This window comes from Rubellimicrobium arenae, assembly GCF_017916275.1.
In the GTDB taxonomy this organism is placed as follows: Bacteria; Pseudomonadota; Alphaproteobacteria; order Rhodobacterales; family Rhodobacteraceae; genus Rubellimicrobium; species Rubellimicrobium arenae.
In genome coordinates this window covers 1-22,628 of record NZ_JAFMST010000020.1, presented here as the reverse complement: position 1 = coordinate 22,628, position 22,628 = coordinate 1, and the positions used below count along the sequence as shown (strand labels likewise).

Genomic DNA, 22,628 nt, shown 5'->3' with positions numbered 1-22,628 from the left:
GGATCCGCGTCCGGGGTGATGCGGCGCACCGGGACCGGCTGGTGCTCAGCCCGAGGGACGCGAGCCGAACTTGGCGTCGAACTCGTGCTCCAGGATCCGGCCGACCACCTGCTCGGCCGACATCACCAGATCCTCGACGTCGACCCGCGAGAACTGGCGCGGCTTGGTGTCGAGGATGCAGAATGCTCCCAGCCGGACACCCCCGACATAGATGAGCGGCGCACCCGCATAGAACCGGATGAACGGCTCTCCTTGCACCAGCGGATTGGAGGCGAAGCGCGGATCGATGGTCGCATCGGGCACCACCAGCACCTCGTCCGTCCGGATCGTGTAGTCGCAGAAGGCGACAGAGCGAGGCGATTGATCGAGCGCCGTCCCGGCCTTCGCCATCACGACCTGCCGATCCTCCTCGATCAGGGTGACGAGGGCCATGGCGACGTCGAAATGCCGTCGGGCACGCTGGCAGAGTTCATCGAGCTCGGGCAGCGGTGGCGACCTCAGGAGACCGCTTCCCCTCAGGGCCTGGAGTCGCTGCAGTTCCATCTTGCTTGGCGGATCGTTCATGGCTTCGTTCCTGGCGCGCCATGGAGATTCATACCGCGACTGCCGCCCCCAGGTCCAATGTTCCCGACGAAGGCAAGTTCCACCACTGATGGGCAAAGCGGTCAGCAGGACCTTGGAGCAGCAAGAAAGCGGTGGCCCCGAAGGTCCATCGCCCGATCGGGCCCGTTCGGCCCCATCAACGTCCGCGCCGTGCGGAGTTTCCTGGTCGCGGGCGTCGTGCAGGCTCTCAGCCCTGTCGCCTCCGCCTGCGCGACCGCAGGGTGGCGAGGCTGCCGAGCCCGGCAACCAGCAGTCCGGAGGTCGCGGGCAGTGGCACCGCGGCGACGTCCGCATCAAGCCGCACGGCCGCGATGGCAAATCCGTCATTCTGGCGGGTAAAGAAGTCGACGGTCGCGGTCTGAGTGGCCTGCGCGAACTCGACGGTGATCCAATGCAGGTTGCCGTTGGCCTGGCGATGGTCCAGCATCCAGCCGGCGGCATCAGCAGCTTCGGCCCCGGCGGCGGTCAGTTGGAAGAAGCTATCTCCCAGCCCGTCCTCGTAGGCTTGGTCGAAGGCATCGATGACCGCGAACGTAAGCCGCGTGAACGCGGTATCCGCGCTGATGGTCCAGGCGATCTGGGGAAGGTCCTGGCTGTCGATGAACCCCGAGGTGGAGTTCAAGGGATTGTACCGGCCGTACCGGGCCGCCCCGCTGTCGATCGTTTCCAGGCTGACGGCGCAGCGGTCGCGATGGTCGACGGACTTGCCGTTCCCGCAGGGGCCGGCACCGCCGTCGAACTGATCGGCCGAAAGGACCCATTCCCGGCCATTCACCGGGGCGGTGGTTTCAGCGATGGTTGCCGCCTGGACCGAACCTGCAAGGAGCAGGCCAGCGACGGCGGCGATACTCAATTTCATCATTCTCTCCTGTGTTACCACGCATGGTCGCACCAACTGGCCATGCCGTAGGATCATGGGCTGGAGAGTCGGGCCGCTGGCCCTGACCCGGGCGGGCGGCATCCCAGCCCCTGCGAAGCGGGGCCCCTACATTCCCGCGCCTTTCGTTGATCTGTCGCGCCTGCTCCCGTGCGGGGCTTGATCATCGTGCCGCGCATCGGGCTTCGACCCAGTTGGTGAAGCCATGTCGGCCTCGGCGTCCGGCGGGAGACAGTCGACCCCAGAGGCGTCAGGCCGCACGGCGCGCGGCGGCGCGACGAACGCCGCCCGAGATCGGGCCCAAACGGGCCGATTCGATCCTGCTGGAAGTACGCGCCCGTCCGTCCGAGGTCAGGACAGGCGCAGGCGGGAGGGTTACGCTCTCAGGCCCGGCGCGCCTTCCGGCGCCTGGCCAGGAGGCCGAGGACGCTCAGGCCACCGCCAAGGAGCGGAAGACCCGCCGGAAGCGGCACGGCCGCCACGTTGTCGGCGCTGTATTCGACGATGTACGAATAGTTGCTGTAGTTGTCGTAGATGTCGTTCCACTTGTCGCCGCTCCACCAGCCCAGGATATAATCCTCTCCTTCCGGGTGTCCCTCGCCGTGGTTGTTGGGTTCGTTCCAGCCCCAGTTGGTCCAGTCCAAGGCCTGGCCCTTTTCTGGTCCGGTCAGCCAACGCCAGTCGCCTTCGGCCTGCTCATCCGATCCGCCGAGCCAGGCCACGAAGGCCCAGGGGTTCACCTGGCCATCAAGAAAGACCTGCTCCGCTTGGGAGGTGATGGTCACGAGGTAGCCGTTCATGCCGTTGTAGCTGTGCCCCGCCGCTGCCGCGATGGCTCCGGCCGACGTGCCTTGGGCGTTGGTGGTGACCAGTTCGTACCAATGACCGTTGCCGTCCCACTGCACAGGCGTCGCCGAGACCGGAGTCGACACACCGAACGTCAGGACGCCGAGAGCCATCAGGCTGGAGCCGAGGCTTGCGAGAGCGCCGACAAGGCGACGGGCAGGCGCCACATCCGAGGTGCGGGTCATGACGGCGGAACGGAACTTGCGAAGCATTGGCGTATTTCCTGACTGAATATTCATGAGCGATCTTATCTTGCGCGATCATCTAGGTGAGGATTAACGCGTTGTAAATCGCTCACGATGTTATCGCATTCGACTAAGTTCGTTTCGAAGATGAGTTCAATTCAGTGCCGCAATCTCGTGCTGGAGCGGATCTGGGCTCCTGGCCGATGCGGCTCAGGCCGACGCGCGAATGACTGAATGGATGCTTGGGGCGTTTCGGCCGTGCGGTCCGGTCAGTGACGCGACCTGCAAATGCCTCGGGACCGAGGTGCCCGAAGGAGCACGCCGTCAGCGAGGGAAGGAACAAGCACCGGGATCTCGGTCGGGAGGACCGAGGTGAGCGATGGCCAGCCCGGATGGCGATCTGCTCGTCAGGTCAAGCCGGGGCCCGATGCGGCCGCGCAGGACCTCTGGCGACCTCATCGGGAATTGGGCCGCGCCCCGAGAGACGCCAGTCAACGCTTTAGCAAAGGCCCGTTCTTGTCGGCAGGATGTCCCTGAGCCTGCCGTGTCGTGGCCGTGGCATGGACTCAGTCAGTCCCGGCCTGGAACAGCCGGCTCCTCAGGTCCACCAGATCGTCGCGGATCCGCCCCACGGTCTCCAAGTCCAGCCCCATCGCCTCAACGATGCACTGCGGGACCGACACCGCTTTCGTTCGAAGGGCTCGGCCAGTCTGCGTCAGTTGGACGATCACCTGCCGTTCATCATGGCTGGCCCGTGTCCGGGTGACATACCCCAGACCCTCAAGACGCTTGAGCAGCGGAGTGAGCGTGTTGCTTTCCAGAAAGAGCTTCTGGCCGATGGCGCCGACGCTTTGGCCGTCGTTGTCCCAAAGCACGACCATCACCAGGTACTGAGGATAGGTCAGCCCCAATTCATCCAGAAGCGGCTTGTAGGTGCGCCCGAAGGCATGGTTCACCGAATACACCGCAAAGCAGATGAAGTCGAAAAGGCCAGGCATCTCCTGCTGTTCGCGACCAGAGTCTTCATTCATGAGCCGTCTCCTTGCCCCGATTTACGTCGGCAGCAACATAATCGCAAGCGATCAGTCCATGGTTGCTGCCACGTCACCCGTCACACCTGGGCTTCCCCACACCTCAGAAACGCCGGTCCAGTTCGGCTGCCCGTCGCCGGAACGTGGCCTGGATCGGACCCACCGGCCCTGCCTCGCGCCGGCTCGCGCATGGACTTGCTCGGGCCAACCCTTTCCGGGCTTGGTCGATCGCAGGCAGGCGTTCAGGTGTCCGGCCCTGGTCACCGGCGCATCGCCACGGGTTGCCACCCTGCCCTCGCGGCGAGGGAGGACAGGAAGCCTTTTGATGTCTCGCCGTCTTCGACGGGTCAGAACCGGTCCGCCACGGGAATGGGGTCCACAGGCTTCAGGTCTGGCTCGCCATCGCGTCCAGCGCGTCCCTGATCTTGGCCAGGAGATCGGGCCGCCGATACGGCTTGTTCAGCACGGCGACGCCCGCTTCTCCCAGCTCGTGCCGGGACAGCGCATCGGGCGCATAGCCGGTGGTCAGCAGCACGGGGAGGCCGGGCCGCCGCACACGCGCCTCCCGCGCCAGGCTCATGCCATCCGTGGAGCCGGGCATGACGACGTCCGAGAACAGCAGGTCAATCGATGCCTCGCCCAGCAGAGCGAGCGCTTCGTCCCCGCTGGAAGCGCGCAGGACACGGTAGCCGGCATCCGTCAGCAGCGCTTCGGCCAGTTCCGCCACATCGGGCTGGTCCTCGACCAAGAGGATGGTTTCCGAGCCGCGCCGCTCCCCGGCCGCGCTGGTGCCACCCGCTCCGGGGCCGTCCAGCATCACCTGGGCCTCTGACGCCGGGAACAACAGGCGAACCGTGGTGCCCCGCCCGACGGCGCTGTCAATCTCGACCGCACCGCCCGACTGCCGTGCGAATCCGTAAACCTGCGCCAGCCCCAGGCCGGTGCCCTTGCCCTGCGGCTTGGTCGTGAAGAACGGCTCGAAGACCCGCGAAAGGACCGCAGGGTCCATCCCCGTCCCGCTGTCGGTCACCGACAGAGACACATAGGCGCCGGGCGTTATCTCCAGCCGCCGGGCCTGGGACGGCGTAATATTGTCGGGCGCGGCGGTGATCATCAGCTCGCCGCCGTCCGGCATGGCATCCCGCCCGTTGACCGCGAGGTTGAGGATCGCGGCTTCGAGCTGGTTCGCGTCGACGAACACCGCTGGCAGGCCTACAGGCGCCTTCAGGCGAAGGCGAACCATCTCGCCCAAGGCCCGCAAGAGCAGATCCGACATTCCGTCCAGAAGCGCCCCCACATCGACCGAGCGGGGTGCAAGCGGCTGCCGCCGGGCAAAGGCCAGCAACCGGTGGGTCAGGGCCGCCGCGCTGTCGGCCCCCTTCATCGCGCTGCCGATGGCCCGATGGGCGCGCGCCTCGTCCCCCGCCGCCAGACTGCGACGCGCGATGTCCAGATAGCCCGTGACCGCCGTGAGGAGATTGTTGAAGTCGTGCGCGATGCCGCCGGTCAGCTGGCCCACGGCCTCCATCTTCTGACTTTGGCGCAGTTGCTCCTGCGCCTCTGCCAGGTCGGCGGCGGCGGCCTTTTCCGCCGTGACGTCTCGTCCCACCGCGTGGATCAGATCCTCGTCGGGCACGGCGATCCATGACAGCCAGCGATAGCTGCCATCCTTGGCCCGGTAGCGGTTCTCGAAACGGAGCGTGGTCTGCCCCTGGGCCAACCGGCCGGCCTCCTGCCGTGTGGACTCGAGGTCGTCAGGATGCACGAGATCGAGGAACGGTCGCCCGATGAGATCGCCCTCGCTCCAGCCCAGAAGCGTGGTCCAGGCCGGGTTCACGGCGGCGATGGTCGCGTCGAACCGTGCCACGAGCATGATGTCGGTCGAAAGCCGCCACATCCGGTCACGGTCGGCGGTCCGCTCGGCCACGCGGGCCTCGAGCGCCCCGTTCAGCTCACGCAGGGCCTGCTCGGCCCGCCGCACGTCATCGATGTCGCTGGCGATCCCGGCCCATTCGACGATCTCCCCGGCCGCGTTGCGCAGCGGCGCCACCGTCCCGAGATGCCAGCGATACGCCCCATCCTGCGCCCGGCGCAGGCGCAGTTCGATGTCGTAGCGTTCCCCGGCGGCAAGCCCGCGGCTGCGGACCTGCTTCAGCCTTTCCCTGTCCTCGGGGTGGACGGCCTCGGCCCAGGAGAGGCCTTCGGGCGCCAGGGGCTGGCCCGTGTAGCTGCGCCAGGCGGCGTTGAAGAACTCGACCGAGCCGTCGCGCCGGCTCACCCACATCTTCTTGGGGGCCTGCTCGATAAGGTCCCGGAACCGCTCCTCGCTGGCCCTCAGGGCCGCCTCGGACCGGGCCCGCTCGAGAGCATCCCAGGTGCGCTCGGCCACGTCTTCCATGAGCTTGAGGTCGTTGTCGCTCCAGCGGCGGGGCGTCCGGTTGTGGACGTAAAGGCTGGCCACCATGCGACCGCCCTTGACCAGCGACAGAGTCGCCGCCGCGGCCGTCTCGAGGAATGCGAAGGCGGCCCGGCTCGTGGCCGTGCTGGTGCGGGGATCGGTGCTGACATCCTCGATCGCCAGGGTGTCGCCGCGCCTGAGGGCGTCGTGGACCTCGGGCCCGAAGGCGGCGAGGTCATGCGTGCCGATATGCGGGGCCACCGTGCCGTCGGTCCAGTTGCGCTCGGTCGTGAAGAAGCGGCAGGTCGCATCGACCTCGCCATATCCGACCCGGCTGACGCCAAGCTGGCGGCCCAGCTCCTCCTGCGCGGCTTCGATCACCTCGATCGGCTCGGACAGGGTCCGGAGCCGATCGCTCAGGCGGACCAGGAACTCCAGCCTCCGCTCCGTCTGGACCTTGGCCGTGGTCTCGTGGACCGTGCACAGCACGCCGCCGACCTGGCCGCTTTCGTCGTGGATGGGGCTGTAGGAAAAGGTCCACCACGTCCGTTCCGGATAGCCCGTCCTCTCGAGAGTGAGGGGGAGATCCTCGAAGTAGCTCGCCTCACCAGCAAGCGCCTTGTGCGCGATCGGCCCCACCACATCCCAGGCCTCCGGCCAAAGCTCCCGGAACGGCCGCCCCAGCCCCTCGGACTTGGACCCGAGTACGGGGCGATAGGCGTCGTTGTAGAAGCTGATCAGATCCGGTCCCCAGACCATGTAGGTCGGAAACTTGGAATGCAGGATCATGGCCAGCGCGGTGCGAAGGCTCTGCGGCCAGTTCTCCCTGGGACCGAGGGGGGTGGTGGCCCAGTCATACCGGCGGATCAATTCGGCCACGGAACTGTCAGCAGGGAGAACGTCCAGACCCGGAGCGAGCTGGCCAAGCATTGAGTTCATCCCCGATCAGACCTTTCCCTAAGGCGTTCCCCTCCCCTGACTTGGATCGGTCGGCGGCGCAGTCCAGAAACGAGCAAGCCGCGCGCCTCCGCCGGCTGTTCTGCCCGGAGTCGTGGCCCGATGTCGGGATTGCGGTTGACGATCGATCCGTGCGGCGGCGCCGTGCCGCTGCGATGAACCAGATAGAGCTTTGGGCCATCCTATCGACCGTCGGCTGGATTGGCCAGCCAACCTGCTGCGACGCCACAGGCCGGCACTTGACGGCCGCGGAGTGGCCGGGGTGCCCGCAGGTCTGCGACCCCGGAGGCTGTTACAAGACGGGTCTCTCAACTTGCAGCAGAAACTTTTCTGGCCCGCCCACCCGTCGGGAGCTACCTTCGAACGGGAGGCAGGCGGTCCACCTTGGACCTGACCTTCCTTTCACCGGGGGATCACGGAGAGAACAAAATGGCAACACGTCAGGGCGACCGGCGCACGGCCCTTCGGCACCAGATCGAGTTCATCCTCGATAACGGCCGCGACGAGATCCGGGAGGTCATCATCAAGACCGGCCCGGCAAGTCCCGGGGAAGACCAGTTCAACCGCAGCATGGCCGACGCCATCCGCAGGAGGTCGCTCGCCGTCTCGCCGCGCGATGTCCTGCCTCCGGAGATCGACAGCGCCAGCGACCAGGGTGGACCGAAAGCGAGAATGGCCGCTTCCGCGTCAGGGCGGCGCGGGGCAATGGATCTCAGCCTCACGGCCACGCTGGCGCCGCAGTCGGCCGAACCGTCACGGTCGCGTGCAGCGATCGGCAGGCTTCGCGCCGCAAGCCTCCGTTCCATGAGGTCCGTCATCGATTCCGAGATCATCCAGCGCAACCTGTCCGAGAACGCCGGCGGCCCATCGGACCGGTCAGGGCATCTGGAGCCGCGCACCTTCTGGGCCTCGGGCAGCTTTCTTCTCCGCATCCGCGAAGACGACCTCATGAGACTTTACGAAAGCGACCTGGCCGGTGAGTTGGAAGGTGTGTTCCCGAACCGCCGGATCGCAACGCCGCCCCATATCGTCACGAAGAAGATCCCGAGCCTGGTCGAGGACAACAAGGTCAGCGCCTGGGGCGTCCGGTCCATCGGGGCTCTCAGCGCCTGGGGCGCGTTCGGCGCGCGCGGCCGGGGCGTGAAGATCGGTCTCCTGGACACCGGCGTCGATCCCGACCACCCTGACCTGAAGGGCAAGATCGCTGCCTGGGCCGAGTTCGACGCGGACGGCGCGATGATCCCCGGATCGAAGGCCCACGACTCGGACCAGCATGGCACCCATTGCGCCGGGATCATGGTGGGCGGCAACGCCAGCGGCCGCTGGATCGGCGTCGCGCCGGACGCCAGGATCGCCGCAGCCCTCGTGCTCGATGGCGCGCGGGGCGGCACCGACGCTCAGGTCCTGGCGGGCATCGACTGGGCCATCGAGCAGAAGGTGGACGTCATCAACATGTCCCTGGGCGGCCTGACCTGGGGACCGGACGCGCCGTCCACCTACACCAGCGCGATCCTGAACGCCTTGCAGGTGGGGATCCCCGTCGTGACGGCGATCGGGAACGAAGGGAGCCAGACCACCGGATCGCCCGGCAACGACCTCCTGGCCTTCGCCGTCGGAGCGACCGACAGCGTGAACCGGGTGGCCGGATTCTCCGGAGGCCGGACCCAGGTGATCCGGCAGTCGCCCTACTTTCCCGAGGACATGCTCCCGCTGGTCTATTCCAAGCCGGACGTGACCGCGCCAGGCGTGGCCATCTATTCCTCGATCCCCGGCGGAACATGGGAGTATTTCAACGGCACCTCCATGGCCGCGCCGCATGTCGCGGGGGCCATTGCGATCCTGCTCAGCGCCACCGATATCAAGGCCCGGGTCGAACCGGACCTCCGTGCCTCGGTCCTCCAGGACCTGATGACGGGCGCGGCCGAGGAGCTGGGAGAAGCGGGCAAGGATCACCGGTTCGGCTTTGGCCGGGTCGATGTCCTGCGCGCCATCGGGTTTGCCAAGGACCTGGGCTACTGAGCCAGGGGGAACCAACGGATAGGAGCAGACGTCTTGAGCCAACGGTGCTATGTGTCAGGCAGGAAGGAGCCCGCGCGACCGATGGCTGCCCTCTCAGAGGCCCTGGACAAGATCCGTTCGATCGAACTTCGCGAGGCAGCCCTTGCGGGGGAAGGCATCGTGCGCACCGTGCTGGTCGAGGTCGATCTTCCCCGCCCCCAGGTCGTTGCCTCGGGCCGCAGCCCCTTGACGCCCGGCCAGCCGAGCTTCCGCGTGATCGGAGATCGCGGGAGCGAGGCGCAGGTGACCCAAGTACGCCGTGCGATCGAGACCGCCCTGGGGCACCCGGTCGAGCGCTACCTTCCGTCCTCGCGCGCCTTTGTCGTCAAGGCCACCGGGCGCGAGATCCAAAGGGTTGCGGAACTTCCGGCAGTCCTGGCCCTTTGGCCCAATACCCGGCGTCCTCTGGTCCAGGCTGGCTGAAGCAGGAGCACACGCGTTCACGCGTCGGGTTTGCTGCGGCCGACGAAGGGCCACAGGAACCTTACGCGCGCTGCCGGCTCTTGCGACCGATGCGAAGTGCTGGGCTGGGACAGACGATACCCATCGAAGCGGCATCCGGGGCGCGGGATCATGGGGGGGAGCCGGGCCCGTGAGCGTCCTGAACGCCGCTCATCAAGGGCCACTTGGCGCGTGCAACCCCTACGACAGATCCGCGGGCCGGGGCTCGCGGATCAGAGGCCCCACCCCACGTCCGGCTGAAGGACCGTTCGTCCGGGGCCCCGTCGCCTGAGGCGTCGCATGTTCATCCTTGAAATGAACCGGGCCCCGGACGCCAAGCGCCGGGGCCCGAATGAACCATGCAGTCGTTCGCTTAGAACCCGCTGTTGCCCGAAGAGCCCGAACCGCTCGTGCCGGAGGTATTTCCGGTCAGGCTTGTCCGCTCACCGGTGCGCTCGTCCTCGATCTCGACCTCGGTCTTCCGGACCGTGTCCTGAACGCGCTGGTGCTGGACCTCGGTTTCCTCGCGCAGGCCGATCTCCTCGACGACCCGGGCCTCCTTCGAGACGACCGGTTGCTCGGCGTACTCGCGCGCCTCGAGAACCTGTTCTCCCGTGGCGATGTCACCCGGGCTCACCGCGCGGTCCACTGGCCGACGCTCCACATAGACGCGGGTGGACCGAAGATCGACCTCGGCCTGCACCGGAACTTCCCGGACGAACGAGCGCACGCGCACCGCGCCCCGGTCGACTTCCTGCTTGCCGACGTTGAGCCGTTCCTCGACGACCCGCACCGTTCCGTCCTGATTGAGGTTGCCGCCCCCCATCTGGCCCATCGAGCCGGTGTCGGCATAGGCGGCCTGCTGCCTCGGTATGAAGTCCGCGTCGGCGTATTGGTTGTCGAGGTCGTCGAGGTCGTAGGCCTCCTCGGGGCGACGCATGATCTCCTGGACCTGGCTGAGGTAATCCTCGTCATCGACATCGACCGAGACCACGAAGTCGCCATTCCGAAGCGCCTGCTGGTAGGTGCGAATATCCTCCTCGGGAAGGCCCAGGTCATGAAGCCCGTCCATCGGGTCCGCCGCGAAGTCTCCGGTTCCCAGCGTCGAGCCGCCAAGGCCGGCGGTGTCAGGCAGAACCGTGATGTTGTGCCGGGCGATGCCGAGTTGCTCGAGGTCTCGCCGAACCAGTTCGGCAACCTCGGAGGTGCGATAGATAGCCGTTACAGCGCGCTGCATCGTGGAATCCCTTTCTGGCCGCGGGGACAGGGCGGACTGCGCCTGTCCCGTCGCGACGGTGAGTTTCGACAGGCACAACCCGCCGACACCATCATGGGTTTCCTGCGCCGACAACTTTGACCACGGCGAGTGCGCTATCCGGCCGATCACGGGGATCTTGGGCGCTTATCCGCTCTCTTGGGCCAGCCTGACCTCATGACAGTGGAACTTGCCCCCCGCAACGGAACCCCTTGGCCTCCACGCCATTGAGCGACCGAAGGCCACGATGCCCGACTAAGAAGGAGAATGATCTTGGCGAATGGACCGCAGGACTATCGCGACCCGAAGGTAACCACGACCGAGCGGCGCAGCTCCATGAACTGGCTCTGGTATCTGATCGGAGCCATCATCATCCTGGCTCTCCTGGGCTGGCTCCTGGGCCTCTTCGGTGGTGCGGACGACGCGGCGACCACGACGGACGCCCCCGCCACCACGAACGGAGCGGCTGCCACCGATGGAGCCGCCACGACCGGAGAGACGACCGGAGGCACCACCGGAGCGACGACCGGCACCACCACCGGGACGACCGGCACCACGACGGGCGGCACGACCGAGTAACCATTCCGCCCGGATCGGCCCGCCCACATCGGACGGCGGGTTCGAAAGTGCCCTGGCCCCTCGGACAGGGATCCGAGAACTCCAAGCTGTAGACCGACGACCCGGGGCCACCTCTCAGGTGGCCCCGATCCTTTCCGGTCCGACCCCCACACCCGAACGTCCTCTTGGCTGCCCAGCGCAGGACCCCCAGCCCTCAACGCAGGCCGCGGCCCCGTCACTGGCCCTGATCTGCGCCCGAAGGGCGGCGGAAGATCAAGGACGGGACGACGCGCTTCCGAAGGCGCCGCTACGGAATGCGGCTCCTGAAAGTTCCTGACCGCCACCTGAGCCTTGGGCCAGGCGGCACCGGACGTCCCCGGCAGCGGTCAGCTTCAACGACAGCGCCCTGAGCCCCAGCAGATCACCCCGGCATGGATGGCCCGCACCAAACGGGACGGGGTCCAGACCGCGCCGAAGGCCACGTCCCCTTCCCTATCCACGCGGCGGCCCCTGGAAACCGCCGGACGATCCCGCAAGGCGGGCGCACAAACAGCGATTCCAGAAAGAACGATTGCTGGGCCGGCATCAATACAAGATCCAACTGAAATACAATCGCCTTAAAAGAGAATGAACCCAAAGAATAGCATCGGCCCAAGACGGATTGTGATATAGCACGATAGCCGCACAGCGACTTGCAGCCCGAAAGCCATAAAAAAGCCATCGCATTGCCAGAATTATGGCTATATCTAGACTGTAATTTGTCTGGGTTGCCGTAATTGCGGAGTGCTTGATGAACAAATGCCACATTCTTGGTGCGGCAGCGGTGGCGGCCTCGGCCGCGAGTTCGGCCCTGGCGGTGCCAGTGCGATGGGAGGCCAATGGGCACTATTACGAGCTGGTTCTGAATGATCCGCAGGATTCTCTGGCTGGCGCCATGGCCGCCGCGGCCGATCGTACCTTCCACGGCCTGAAGGGATATCTGGCCACGATCACGTCGGCTGATGAGATGGCCTTCCTTGATGACCTGACCTTTGGTCCCGTCGTGAAGGTGGGCTGGAATCTGGTCGTCGTCGGCTGGACGTCCGCGACGGAATTCGAGGATTCCGTCCCCCGCTACGACTGGGTCCCTTACACCTACCCTGACATGGGCTGGAGGCCGACCTGGTTGGCCGCGTCCGATGCCGACCACGAGGGCAACTGGACGTGGATCGCCGGGCCCGAGAACGGCGAGATGCTGGATTACGCCAACTGGGCAGGGGGTGAGCCGAACGACTGGGGCGGACAGGAGGATGCCCTGATCGGCTGGGTCGACGGCACGAAGCACTGGAACGACGCGCTCGAGTGGGGCGCAGCCACGGCTTACCTGGTCGAGTACGGTGGCATGGAACCCGCAGTCGTCCCGGTGCCGGCCACCGTGCTGCTTCTGGGCAGCGCTCTTGGACTGCTCGGAGGCTTGGGACGTCGCCGAGCAACCTGATGAGGGGCCCAAGGAGACGAGCGGGGCAGCTCCCCGGCTGCCCTGCAATCAGGCGTCCTCTAGCGCAGCGGCCCCATCCGGGCGTATCAGCCAATGCACTGGCCCGCCCGCCAACGCGGCTGGACCATAAATCCGCCCGGTCCGGGATGCGGAAACTTTCATCGAGGCCCCTGTATCCGTGAGCCTCAGGAAACAGCCTGGGACTGACATGCCACGTTTCCAACGGAACGATACGTGGGCGTGCCCATTGGCTAGTTGAATCGAGGGGGTTTCAGGCCACCGCGAAGGGGTTTTGCTCAAAGGAGCATACGCCGCCTCATATACCCGAATTGCGGACCTGAAGAGATGCTCCGCGTTGGTTCGTTCCAGTTCAGAATGGCAGACATCAGGTCGCGGCGCGATTGAGTAACTACGATAAGTGCCGGTTCAGATCGCAATGCGGAATGCCCCAGGGACAACGGCACGGGATAAACATCATCCGACGATGCTGACCGGTCCTGCGGTTTCTGCAGCGTCCGATGAAGGGAATGCCTTGACCCTCTCAAGGGGCCCTCCTGCGAAACCTCGTCCAGGAGGTTCGGCGGAGCCGCGTCGGCAACTCCGCCCAATAATCCATCCTGGACGGAACCGATGTCAGTTCATGTAGCTTGAGAGGTTCTCTTGCGTGACGAGTTCAAAGGGAACCCAGGTGACCGGCTCGACGGGTTCGCCCCTCATCATGGCGCCTGCGGCCTCCACGGCCTTCTGGGCCTGGCCGGCGGCATTGTGGAAGACGGTGACGTCCAGATCCCCTGCCTGCATCTGACCCAGCGCGTCGGCGGTGCCGTCGATGCCGGCGATCACCACGGGCTTCGGGTCGAGGCCAGCCGATTGCAGCGCCAGGATGGCTCCGATGGCCATCTCGTCGTTGTTGGCGATGATGGCATCGACCGGCTCGCCCGAGGTGATGATGTTGGTCATCAGGTCGGACGCCTGGTTCCGCTGATAATTGGCTGCGGGCTCCTGAACGATCGCGATGTCCGGGTACTGGGCCAGCACCGTCCGAACTCCGTTCGATCGGACGGTTGTCGTGTTCACGGCCAGTTCGCCCTGGAACAGGATGACATTGCCCTTTCCGCCTAGCTGTCGGGCCACCTCCTCGGCCTGCATGGTGCCGGAGGTCCGCTCGTCCGAGCCGACATAGACCGCACCGGCCGGCAGTTCCTCGTCGGGCTTTCGCGCCACATAGACGATCGGGATGCCCGCGGCGGTCGCCTGTTGCGTCATGACCTGGGTGGCCGACGTGTCGACGGGCGAGACGATCAGCGCGTCGACCCCTGAGGCGATCATGTTGGTGACCTGGTCGATCTGGCGGTTCACGTCCCCGTTCGCGTCTTCGGCCTGGGTCTCGAAGCCAGCCTTGCTGGCGTTATCCTGGATCCCGTTCCGCAGGACCGTCAGCCAGACATCGTCGAACCAGGGCATCGACACGCCGATGGTCTCGGCCTGAACGCCGACGGGCGCGAGCAGACCCATGGAAATGACGGCCGCCCTGAGCGGCGCGAAGGCCTTGTCGTGAAGCATGTCTTCCTCCTCCTCCGCAACGGTCCGATCGCCGTCGCTGATTGTTCTGGAGGGCAGCCTGGACCGACAGCGGCCCACCCGACAAGACGCCTGAGATATTCTGTGTCATTCAGATCATGACCCGCAGGCAATCAGGTCAAGGCGTGTCAGAGCGCATCACTATACGCGTTCTCGGAGGTCACCGTGACATAGGGCACCAGGGTATCGCCTCCGGCGAAGCCTTCGGCCGGATCCGTCGCGGCGACCATGACGCGGACGAGCCGATCCACGAGAGTTCCCATGGGATGGGCCAAGGCCACGGTAAGCAATCCATCCACAAGCGCGGCCTGGGTGTCGGCATTGAGCTCGCAACTGATGACACGGGGACGCGGAGAGCCATCCACCTCGCGCAAGGCCCGCAGGCAACCCCGGACCCCCCCGCCCGTCACGTAGATCAAGCCAAGGTTTGGGTGCCGACGAAGGAGGTCCCGAGTCACCTCGTAGGCGCCCTGATCCATCTCGAGCGTCGTGGCCGTCTCCAGCAGCGTCAGGTCGGGCGCGTGCTCGCGCAGGTAGGACCGGAAGCCCATCTCGCGCTGCTCCTGGCAAAGGTGCCGATGCGTGCCCATGACAACCACGGCTTCGGAGCCCTGCCGAATGAGGTGAGCGGCGTACCAGGCCGCCGCGCGCCCGAACAGGCGGTTGTCGAGGCCGACATAACCGGCCCGACCGCTCGCGCTCAGGTCCGAGACCACCGTGAAGACGGCTTTGCCTTCGGCGGCCAGATCGTCGACGACACGGTTGACCGCCGGATGATCGGCCACGGCCAAGGCGACGGCGCTGCAGCGGGTCCCCAGCTTGCGGAGACGGTCGGCCACGACCATGGGATCGAGGTCGTCGGTGTGCTCCACATGAGCCACCAGATGCCGTTCCTCCATTCGATCGACCTCGGCCCGAAACCGGCGGCCCAGCTCGCTATGGAACGGCATCGTCTCCTGCTGGAGGAGAAGGCCGAGATGGCAGGGGGTCTGATCCTTCTTGAGGCGGCTTCGGATGGCGGAGGTCCCGTAGAAGTTCAACTGCTGCGCCACGGCGAGCACATGCTCGATGGTTTCCGTGCGGACCTTGGCGTTGCCCGACAGCACGCGATTGACCGTCGAGACGCTGACGCCGGCAGCCTGGGCCAGGTCCGCGATCGTCACCCTATTCACGCCATGACACTCCGTGAACCATCAACAAGCTCCCCCATGAAGCATGATGACACGAAATATGGCAAGATCGTTGTGGGTCGAGGCCCTCGACCTTACACCCGGGAAGGGAGAATATCGGAGGAGGTTCCCATGATCCTGAAGAGCGTCCCGGAAAGATATGCCCTCGCCAGGGGCTTTTCCTCGAACACCGACCTCGCGCAGGCCGAGGTTCCTGTCGCCAACGAAGGCGAGTGGTGGACCTTCGACATTCCCCGGAAGGAGCTCAGGACGCTCATGCAACGGCAGGACGCCCGGCCGCTGGCGAACTACCTGCTCTGGCTGGGGCTCCTGGGCGTGTCGGGCTATGTGGCCTATCTCAGCCTCTGGTCCTGGTGGGCCGTTCCGGCCTTCTTCGCCTATGGCACGATCTACAGTTCCTGCGACCCGCGCTCCCATGACTTGGGCCATGGCGCGACCTTCCGCTCGCGCTGGCTGAACGAGGCCTTCTGTCGGCTCTGCCTGTTCATGACGCTCAAGGAGCCGATTGACTGGCGCTGGCGTCACGCGCGTCACCACACCGATACGATCCATGTGGGATACGATCCCGAGATCATGGTGACCCGCCCCGCCGATCTGGTGCGGATCGCATCGGATTTCTTCTTCCTGATGTCCGCCAAAGGCGAGCTGAAGGGCATCCTGCTGCACTCCTTCGGCATCCGTTCGGCCAACTCGCAATACTACGTGCCCGAAAGCGAATGGCCGAAGGTCATCTGGTCCAGCCGCCTCTACCTGGCTGCCCTTCTGGGCGTCGGCGCCTGGTGCGTGGCCCTGGGCAACGTCGTCCCGCTCCTGTTCATCTGGGGTCCGCGCGTCTATGCCAACTGGCTGAACTTCTTCGGCTTCCTGTCCCAGCATGCGGGGCTGGCCGAGGATTCCCATGACCACCGGCTCAACACGCGCACCTTCATCATGAATCCGGTCGGCGAGTTCCTGTACGCCAACCTGAACTACCACATCGAGCACCACGTCCATCCGCTCATCCCCTATTACAACCTGCCGGTGCTTCACCGGATGGTTCAGAGCCAGTTGCCCCAGACCTACACGAGTCTTTGGGACGTCACGCGGGAGGTGCTGCCAGCCATGTGGCGGCAGGCGCATGATCCGGGATACTTCGTGCAGCGCGATGTGCCCTCGCCGGCACGGCCCACCGCAGTCGCTTGAACCGAGGCGTACGGAACGGGCTCGCAAGGGGCCGTCCCATCGCCCTTTCGAACCGAGAGCAATCCATGATCTTCCGCGAGGATGTGCGCTGGGAAACCCTGAAGCCTCAGGAGTTCCTCGCGCGGCAGGCTGCCTGCCCCGTCGTCTACCTGCCCATGGGGCTCTGCGAGCCGCATGGCCACGTGGCCCCGTTCGGACTGGATACCATCAAGGCCGATTGGCTCTGCGACGAGGCGGCGCATCGCTTCGGTGGCATCGTCGCCCCCACGATGAATTACCATGTCCACGAGACCGGCTATCATGCGCCGTGGCTCGAGGAGGTGATGGGCGGGGTGAACCCTCGCCTTGGCGCCCTGCCGCCGCAGGTCGTGTTCCAGACCCTGCTCTATCAGCTTCGTGCCTTCCGGAACGCCGGATTTCGCGGGCTGGTGCTCATCAGCGGCCATCACGGCGCGCAGGCCGATCTGAGGCGGGTCGTCGAAGCGTTCTCGGACGCGTTCGGGATGGCCCATTTCGTCCGGACCGATCCGGAACTGGTTGCGGGGCGGTTTACGGGCGACCACGCCGGGCGTTACGAGCTGTCGCAACTCCTGGCGATCCGCCCTGATCTGGTCGACCTCTCCCGTGCGGGCCGTGTCGGGACGGACCCCTTGGGGCGCTTCGCCCAGAACCCGGACGTCGAGGAGGCCAGCGCCGACGAGGGAACCCGCATCCTGGGAGCGTCGCTGGACAGGATCGGCCAAGCGGTCAGCGCGCTCGACCTGCCCGACATCCCAGCGGATGCTTTCCTGACGCTGTCCGACGTCGACGATCTCTGGGACCGCTTCCGGGTAACCCAGGGCGACTGGGTCACGCTTTCGGCTGGATGACGGGACCGGCCCAGGATCTCGGTGTCGAACGCCGCTCCTGATCCGGCCAGGCCAGGCCAGGCCAGGCCAGGCCAGCACCGGGAGTGCGAGGGCTGCGCGTCGCGCGAAACTCATGGCACGGCCGGCCGCCCTGCCCCGCCCGGACCATGTTTCCTTGTCAACTTTCACCTGACATACCGGTGAGGTCATTCAGGAAAGCAGGTATGTCGAAAATCTTCGCGCAGATCGTAGCCATGATCGGTGGCACGATGATCCTCTTGCGGCAATGGGGCACCATGAAAGGCGAGCCTGCCATTGGCAGCAGCCCCAGCATTCCCGAGGCCAAGCCTCAGGGGATACCAACACTGAAGATGCCCACCGCCCGCGGTTGGACCGAAGGCCAGACGCCCACGGCCGCGCCCGGGCTCAAGGTGAACGCGTTCGCGGCTGGTCTCAAGCACCCGCGCTGGATCCATGTCCTGCCCAACGGCGATGTGGTGACGGCCGAAGCCCTGGGCGTCCCCGGAGGACCGATCACCACCCTTTTCGATTATGCCATGCACACCACGATGAAGCGGGCTGCGGCCGTGGGCGATAGTCCGAACCGCATCACCCTCCTTCGGGACGCGGACGGCGATGGCGTGGCCGAGGAGCGCCATACGTTCATGGAAGGGCTCAACCATCCTTTCGGCATGGCCATGCTGGACGGCACCTTCTACGTGGGCAACACCGATGGCGTCTACGCCTACGACTATTCCGAGGGCGCGACCCGAATTACCGGGGAAGGCAGGAAGATGGTCGGCTTCAAGCCTGCCGGCCATTGGACACGGAGCCTCCTGCCGAGCCCCGACGGGCGCAAGCTCTATGCCGGGGTCGGCTCGCTCAGCAACATCGGTGAAAGCGGCTTCGACAAGGAGAAGGGCCGGGCCGCCATCTATGAGATCGACCTCGAAACCGGCGCGAGCCGCATCTTCGCCTCGGGCCTGCGCAACCCGGTGGGGCTGGCCTGGGAGCCCACGACCGGAGCCCTCTGGACCGTGGTTAACGAACGCGACGGGCTGGGCGATGAGACGCCGCCCGACTACCTGACCTCCGTCCAGGATGGCGCGTTCTATGGCTGGCCGTTCTGCTACTGGGGCCAGACCGTCGATGATCGAGTGCCGCAGGACATCGCAATGGTGGCCAAGGCCGTGACACCGGACTACGCGCTTGGGGGACATACGGCTTCCCTGGGGCTCTGCTGGCTGCCGGCGGGGACCCTGCCCGGCTTTCCGGATGGAATGGTTGTCGGGCAGCACGGGTCATGGAACCGCTCGACGCTCAGCGGCTACAAGGTCGTCTTCATCCCGTTCGAGAACGGTCGCCCGGTTGGACCACCGCGCGAGATTCTCTCGGGATTCCTGGCGCCGGACGAGAAGTTCTCCTATGGGCGGCCGGTCGGGGTGGCCATCGGTCCGGATGGCTCGCTGCTCGTAGCCGACGACGTAGGGGACGTGATCTGGCGCGTGACGGGCGCCTAAGGCCAGTCAGCCGGGCCGCCGCACGTCGCGGCCCGGCTTCATCTCCGCCTCGAGATGGTCGCCCTCGAACCTGCTGAACGAAGCGGCCCCGCACGGCCAAGGAAGAGCGCCAGACGGGTGAGGTCGGCGCGGAGGCTGGTCGGCCCTACGGAGGTCGCCACAATCAGGCGCCGCGATTTCGGAGCGGCGAGATCCGCTCCCGTTGGCGTAGGCAGGCCCCCTTGCGCCCTGCCTTGTCGTGACTCCGGATGCTTGCCGGGTCGTGACTCCGGATGCTCGCCGGAGAATAGGGAGGCTGAGTCATCCGTTGCCAATGCGTGACGCCCCGATGCCAGGGTTCGACAGGCTCGGCGACGGGACCTCCCCGATCGTTTCCGAAGATTGATTAATTTCCCCAAGGTCAACTTTCTGTTAACCTACTAGGGCCGAAACGCACGTTTCGGTGTTTTTGGGAGGGCTTGGGTACAATGAAGAACCTGTTCAGAGGCTTTGCGAGCCTTATGCTCGCCTTTACGGCGAGTTCCGCACTCGCCGACTCGATCGATCCAGCCGCCTATTCCGGAACGCTCGACGTGGGCGAGTCGGTGACGATCGAAAAGACCGTGACCGTCTCGGCAGGCCGACCCGATTCCGCTCGGCTCGATGTCATGTTCGTGGTCGACACCACAGGTTCGATGGGCGGCGTGATCTCGGACGTGCGGAGCAACGCCAACTCGATCCTGTCGACGCTGAGCGGCTTCGGCGACGTCAACTTCGGCGTCGTCGACTACAAGGATGTCAGCGACTCGACGCCGTATCGGCTGGCGACGGCGTTGACGTCCGACACGGCGGCCGTCCAGGCCGGGATCAACTCCCTGTCCCCAGGCGGTGGCGGCGACCTCCCCGAATTCAACTTCGGAGGGCTGGAGATCACGGCCGACAGCACGGCATGGCGCGAGGGCTCGACGCGCGTGATCGTATGGTTCGGCGATGCACCCGGGGCGGATCGGGACTACCTGGGCGATGCCTACACCGAGGCTTCGGCCACCGGCGCGCTCGAGGACAAGGGCATCATCGTCCATGCGGTCAACGTCGGGACGACCGGGACCGGGCTCGACGAGGGCGGACAGGCCACCCGGATCACCGATGCCACCGGCGGCGAGATCTTCGGCGTGAGCGGCGATGGGACGGGTGTGAGCGAGGCCATCATCGACGCCATCGACACCACCTTCGACGACTACAGCACGGTCGACCTTGCCGTGACAGGGGACTCCAGCTGCGTGAGCGTGAGCACCTCGCCCGGCTACTCGGGATCATACGACCGCTCCGTGGACCGCGATTTCACCTTCGAAGTGACCTTCACCGGTACATCTGAGGGCAGTTGCGCGTTCAACATCGATGCCTTGGTGGACGGTGGCGCGATCGCGTCCGAGGCCGACTCCTTCGTGGTGGGCGATGACGACACGCCCGCTCCGATCCCGTTGCCCGCCACTCTGCCTCTGCTGCTGAGCGCCTTGGGCGCGGGCTTGGTGCTGCGGAACCGCTGGTTCTGACGGCACCGCGTGCGGGGCTCCTGTCCAAGGGGCCTCGCACGGATGCGCCTTGGTCGCTAGCCTGCCCGTCAGATCCGCCGGATGGAGGAAACCCACATGAGCCGAGCGCGCCGTCTTCTGCCTTTGCTTGTCCTGGCGGCCCTGGGACTGGGGGCAGTCCCGCTCTCCGCCGCCACTTCGTTCGACGGGGCACTCGAGGATCCGCTCTTTCAGCTAGGCCCCATCCAAGGGGATGCGCGGCTCCGCGAGGCACTGGCCCTGATGGAGGCCGGGAAGCCAGGCGAGGCATTGAACGCCGTGGACGCGGCGATGGCCGCCGGATTGTCCTCGGCAGCGGCCTATGAGCTGCGGGGCATGGCCTTGGCTGGCGTGGGGCGGATTGAGGAAAGCCTGTCGGCGTTTGACAAGGCGCTGAGCTTCGAACCCCGGCAGGCCTCCACTTGGACTAATCTTGGCATCGTGCAGCTTGCCATCGGCTCCGTCGACGAGGCCGAGGCGAGCTTCCGGGCCGCCTTGGACATCGATCCCTCGGATCGGCGGGCTCACCAGCGGCTCGGCCTGATCGCCATCGGACGTGGCCAGACGCAAGCCGCCATCGAGCATCTCGAGGCAGGGATCAGGGATCTTCCCGGCCAGTATGTCGGCGTCAAGGTCGACCTCGCGCGGCTTTACCTACAGGTCGGCCGAGCCGACGATGCCATCGCGATACTCGCCGCATGGCAGGACGACCGGACCGCTCCGGACGATGTCCTTCAGGCCTTGGCCGACGCACATCTGGCCAAGGGCGACTCCGACGCGGCCAAGGATCTTTTTGCGCGCATCGCCGGCCGCGGCACCAGCGCATCCGGCGCCGTAGGCCTGGCACGGCTGGCCGTAGCCGCCGGTCGACTGGAGGAGGCCGCGAGGATCCTTAACGATGCGGATCGATCGTTCCCGGACGACGTCCAGCTTGACGTCGAGGTCGGCAACCTCCTGGGCGCGCAGGGGAACTACGAGCAGGCCCTGGCCCGCTACCGCGATGGCCTGGGGACAGACCGTGACAACCCGGCTCTTCTCAAGGGTGAGAGCCTTGCGCTGTTCCGGCTTGATCGAGTGGAGGACGCCCTCGCTCCAGCGGTTCGGCTGTCCCAGCGCAGTGGCGCGGTCGCCGGAGATTACCTGTGGCTGGGCACGTTGCAGGAGAAGCTCGGTCGAATGGACGCAGCGGTCGCGGCCTATGAACGGACGCTGGAGCTCGCCCCGGATGCCTGGATCGCGCTGAACAACCTGGCTGCCGTCCTGTCCGATCAGGACCCGTCGCGGGCGCTCGGCCTGGCTCGACGCGCGGCCGAGCTGGCGCCCGGCAACCCGGATGTGCAGGACACCTTGGCTTGGGCCGAGCTGAAGGCCGGCCATGCCGAGGAAGCTGCCACGCGCTATGCCACCCTGCGGACCACCGAGCCCGCCAGCCCCGTCCTGGCGTTCCGGCATGGGCTGGCCCTGATTGCTGCAGGCCAAGTCAAGGAGGGCCGGCACCTTCTGCAACATGCGCTTGATCTGGACCCGACGTTTCCTGGGTCCGATGAGGCCCACAGGATCCTGGCCGCCGCCTCGCCGTAAAGCCGCACCCGTCGGCAAGCAGCATCAGGTTGAACGGGAGAGGCAGCGGGCAGAGTTGTCGTCCTCAAGCCCGCTTTCATTGATTTCCAAGGGCTGGGGGATTGGCCTGCAGCGATGCCCTTGTCCTGACCCGCTCCGATTGGGGGCAGAGCACAATCTGTGTGAAGGGGAGGATCGTGGCCGCAGCCATAGCGCGGCGCCGATTCGGCGCGGGTGGACGAGGTCCGGCGCGGCCACGGCCGGCGGGTCGACGGCCTCCTCGCCGGCCGTCCGGCCGGTCGGCGGGGGACCGCATGGCTGCGCTGGCCCATGCCGCTGGCAGCTTGAAGCCGAGCTGTCGACCTCCCCTGCCCCGGATCCCGTCTGGCTGCCGCCGAGCATGGCCGGGGCCACCGGCGCAGGGCACGGATTCTTGCGGGCGGCTTGCCGGGGGAGGCGCTCTCAGGTGAGATCACGGGCGCGCTCCGCTCCCTGGCGGACGGGATCGTGC

General features: G+C 66.2%; 17 protein-coding genes. 9 read left to right on the top strand and 8 right to left on the bottom strand.

Going from position 1 to position 22,628, the window contains the following annotated elements:
* Window positions 1-45 precede the first annotated feature (45 nt).
* The 5 genes from J3P31_RS20515 to J3P31_RS20495 form a co-directional block, all read right to left on the bottom strand.
* Window positions 46-564, bottom strand: coding sequence for a GAF domain-containing protein (locus J3P31_RS20515; protein WP_210530397.1), 519 nt, complete (start codon window positions 562-564; stop codon window positions 46-48).
* Between the two features lie 226 nt (window positions 565-790).
* Window positions 791-1,519 (bottom strand): hypothetical protein, encoded by a 729-nt coding sequence (locus J3P31_RS20510; protein WP_210530396.1) that lies wholly within the window; start codon window positions 1,517-1,519, stop codon window positions 791-793.
* 344 nt (window positions 1,520-1,863) lie between these two features.
* Complete coding sequence (locus tag J3P31_RS20505; RefSeq protein ID WP_210530395.1) at window positions 1,864-2,538, bottom strand: lectin-like protein; 675 nt, start codon at window positions 2,536-2,538, stop codon at window positions 1,864-1,866.
* Window positions 2,539-3,077: 539 nt separating this feature from the next.
* Window positions 3,078-3,542 carry a MarR family winged helix-turn-helix transcriptional regulator gene (locus J3P31_RS20500; protein WP_246849720.1) on the bottom strand — a complete coding sequence of 155 codons (465 nt, stop codon included), beginning with the start codon at window positions 3,540-3,542 and terminating at the stop codon, window positions 3,078-3,080.
* Window positions 3,543-3,927: 385 nt separating this feature from the next.
* Window positions 3,928-6,819, bottom strand: coding sequence for a PAS domain S-box protein (locus J3P31_RS20495; protein ID WP_210530394.1), 2,892 nt, complete (start codon window positions 6,817-6,819; stop codon window positions 3,928-3,930).
* A 507-nt stretch (window positions 6,820-7,326) separates the two neighbouring features.
* Between J3P31_RS20495 and J3P31_RS20490 the strand changes: the two genes are divergently transcribed.
* Together J3P31_RS20490 and J3P31_RS20485 are read left to right on the top strand one after the other, a co-directional pair.
* Window positions 7,327-8,916: a S8 family serine peptidase gene (locus J3P31_RS20490; RefSeq protein WP_210530393.1), complete on the top strand. Its 1,590-nt coding sequence runs from the start codon at window positions 7,327-7,329 to the stop codon at window positions 8,914-8,916.
* 81 nt (window positions 8,917-8,997) lie between these two features.
* Entirely contained in the window at window positions 8,998-9,378 is a 381-nt protein-coding gene (locus tag J3P31_RS20485) for a hypothetical protein (protein WP_210530392.1), read from the top strand.
* A gap of 391 nt (window positions 9,379-9,769) precedes the next feature.
* Here J3P31_RS20485 and J3P31_RS20480 read toward each other — a convergent pair whose 3' ends face one another.
* Window positions 9,770-10,633, bottom strand: coding sequence for a YsnF/AvaK domain-containing protein (locus J3P31_RS20480; RefSeq protein ID WP_210530391.1), 864 nt, complete (start codon window positions 10,631-10,633; stop codon window positions 9,770-9,772).
* Between the two features lie 291 nt (window positions 10,634-10,924).
* Between J3P31_RS20480 and J3P31_RS20475 the strand changes: the two genes are divergently transcribed.
* Window positions 10,925-11,230 (top strand): hypothetical protein, encoded by a 306-nt coding sequence (locus J3P31_RS20475; RefSeq protein ID WP_210530390.1) that lies wholly within the window; start codon window positions 10,925-10,927, stop codon window positions 11,228-11,230.
* A gap of 769 nt (window positions 11,231-11,999) precedes the next feature.
* Complete coding sequence (locus J3P31_RS20470) at window positions 12,000-12,686, top strand: C-type lectin-like domain-containing protein (RefSeq protein WP_210530389.1); 687 nt, start codon at window positions 12,000-12,002, stop codon at window positions 12,684-12,686.
* Between the two features lie 633 nt (window positions 12,687-13,319).
* Here J3P31_RS20470 and J3P31_RS20465 read toward each other — a convergent pair.
* Together J3P31_RS20465 and J3P31_RS20460 are read right to left on the bottom strand one after the other, a co-directional pair.
* Entirely contained in the window at window positions 13,320-14,249 is a 930-nt protein-coding gene (locus tag J3P31_RS20465) for a substrate-binding domain-containing protein (RefSeq protein ID WP_246849719.1), read from the bottom strand.
* A gap of 146 nt (window positions 14,250-14,395) precedes the next feature.
* On the bottom strand, window positions 14,396-15,439 hold the full coding sequence (locus tag J3P31_RS20460) for a LacI family DNA-binding transcriptional regulator (RefSeq protein WP_210530388.1): 1,044 nt from the start codon (window positions 15,437-15,439) through the stop codon (window positions 14,396-14,398).
* Between the two features lie 129 nt (window positions 15,440-15,568).
* Between J3P31_RS20460 and J3P31_RS20455 the strand changes: the two genes are divergently transcribed.
* From J3P31_RS20455 to J3P31_RS20435, 5 genes are all read left to right on the top strand, one after another.
* Window positions 15,569-16,639: a fatty acid desaturase gene (locus J3P31_RS20455; protein ID WP_210530387.1), complete on the top strand. Its 1,071-nt coding sequence runs from the start codon at window positions 15,569-15,571 to the stop codon at window positions 16,637-16,639.
* 65 nt (window positions 16,640-16,704) lie between these two features.
* Entirely contained in the window at window positions 16,705-17,508 is an 804-nt protein-coding gene (locus J3P31_RS20450) for a creatininase family protein (protein WP_210530386.1), read from the top strand.
* Window positions 17,509-17,711: 203 nt separating this feature from the next.
* Entirely contained in the window at window positions 17,712-19,007 is a 1,296-nt protein-coding gene (locus J3P31_RS20445; RefSeq protein WP_210530385.1) for a PQQ-dependent sugar dehydrogenase, read from the top strand.
* Window positions 19,008-19,474: 467 nt separating this feature from the next.
* Window positions 19,475-20,539 carry a vWA domain-containing protein gene (locus J3P31_RS20440; protein ID WP_210530384.1) on the top strand — a complete coding sequence of 355 codons (1,065 nt, stop codon included), beginning with the start codon at window positions 19,475-19,477 and terminating at the stop codon, window positions 20,537-20,539.
* A gap of 96 nt (window positions 20,540-20,635) precedes the next feature.
* The gene (locus J3P31_RS20435) at window positions 20,636-22,138 is read left to right on the top strand and encodes a tetratricopeptide repeat protein (protein WP_210530383.1); all 1,503 of its coding nucleotides are present in this window, start codon (window positions 20,636-20,638) and stop codon (window positions 22,136-22,138) included.
* Window positions 22,139-22,628: the final 490 nt, after the last annotated feature.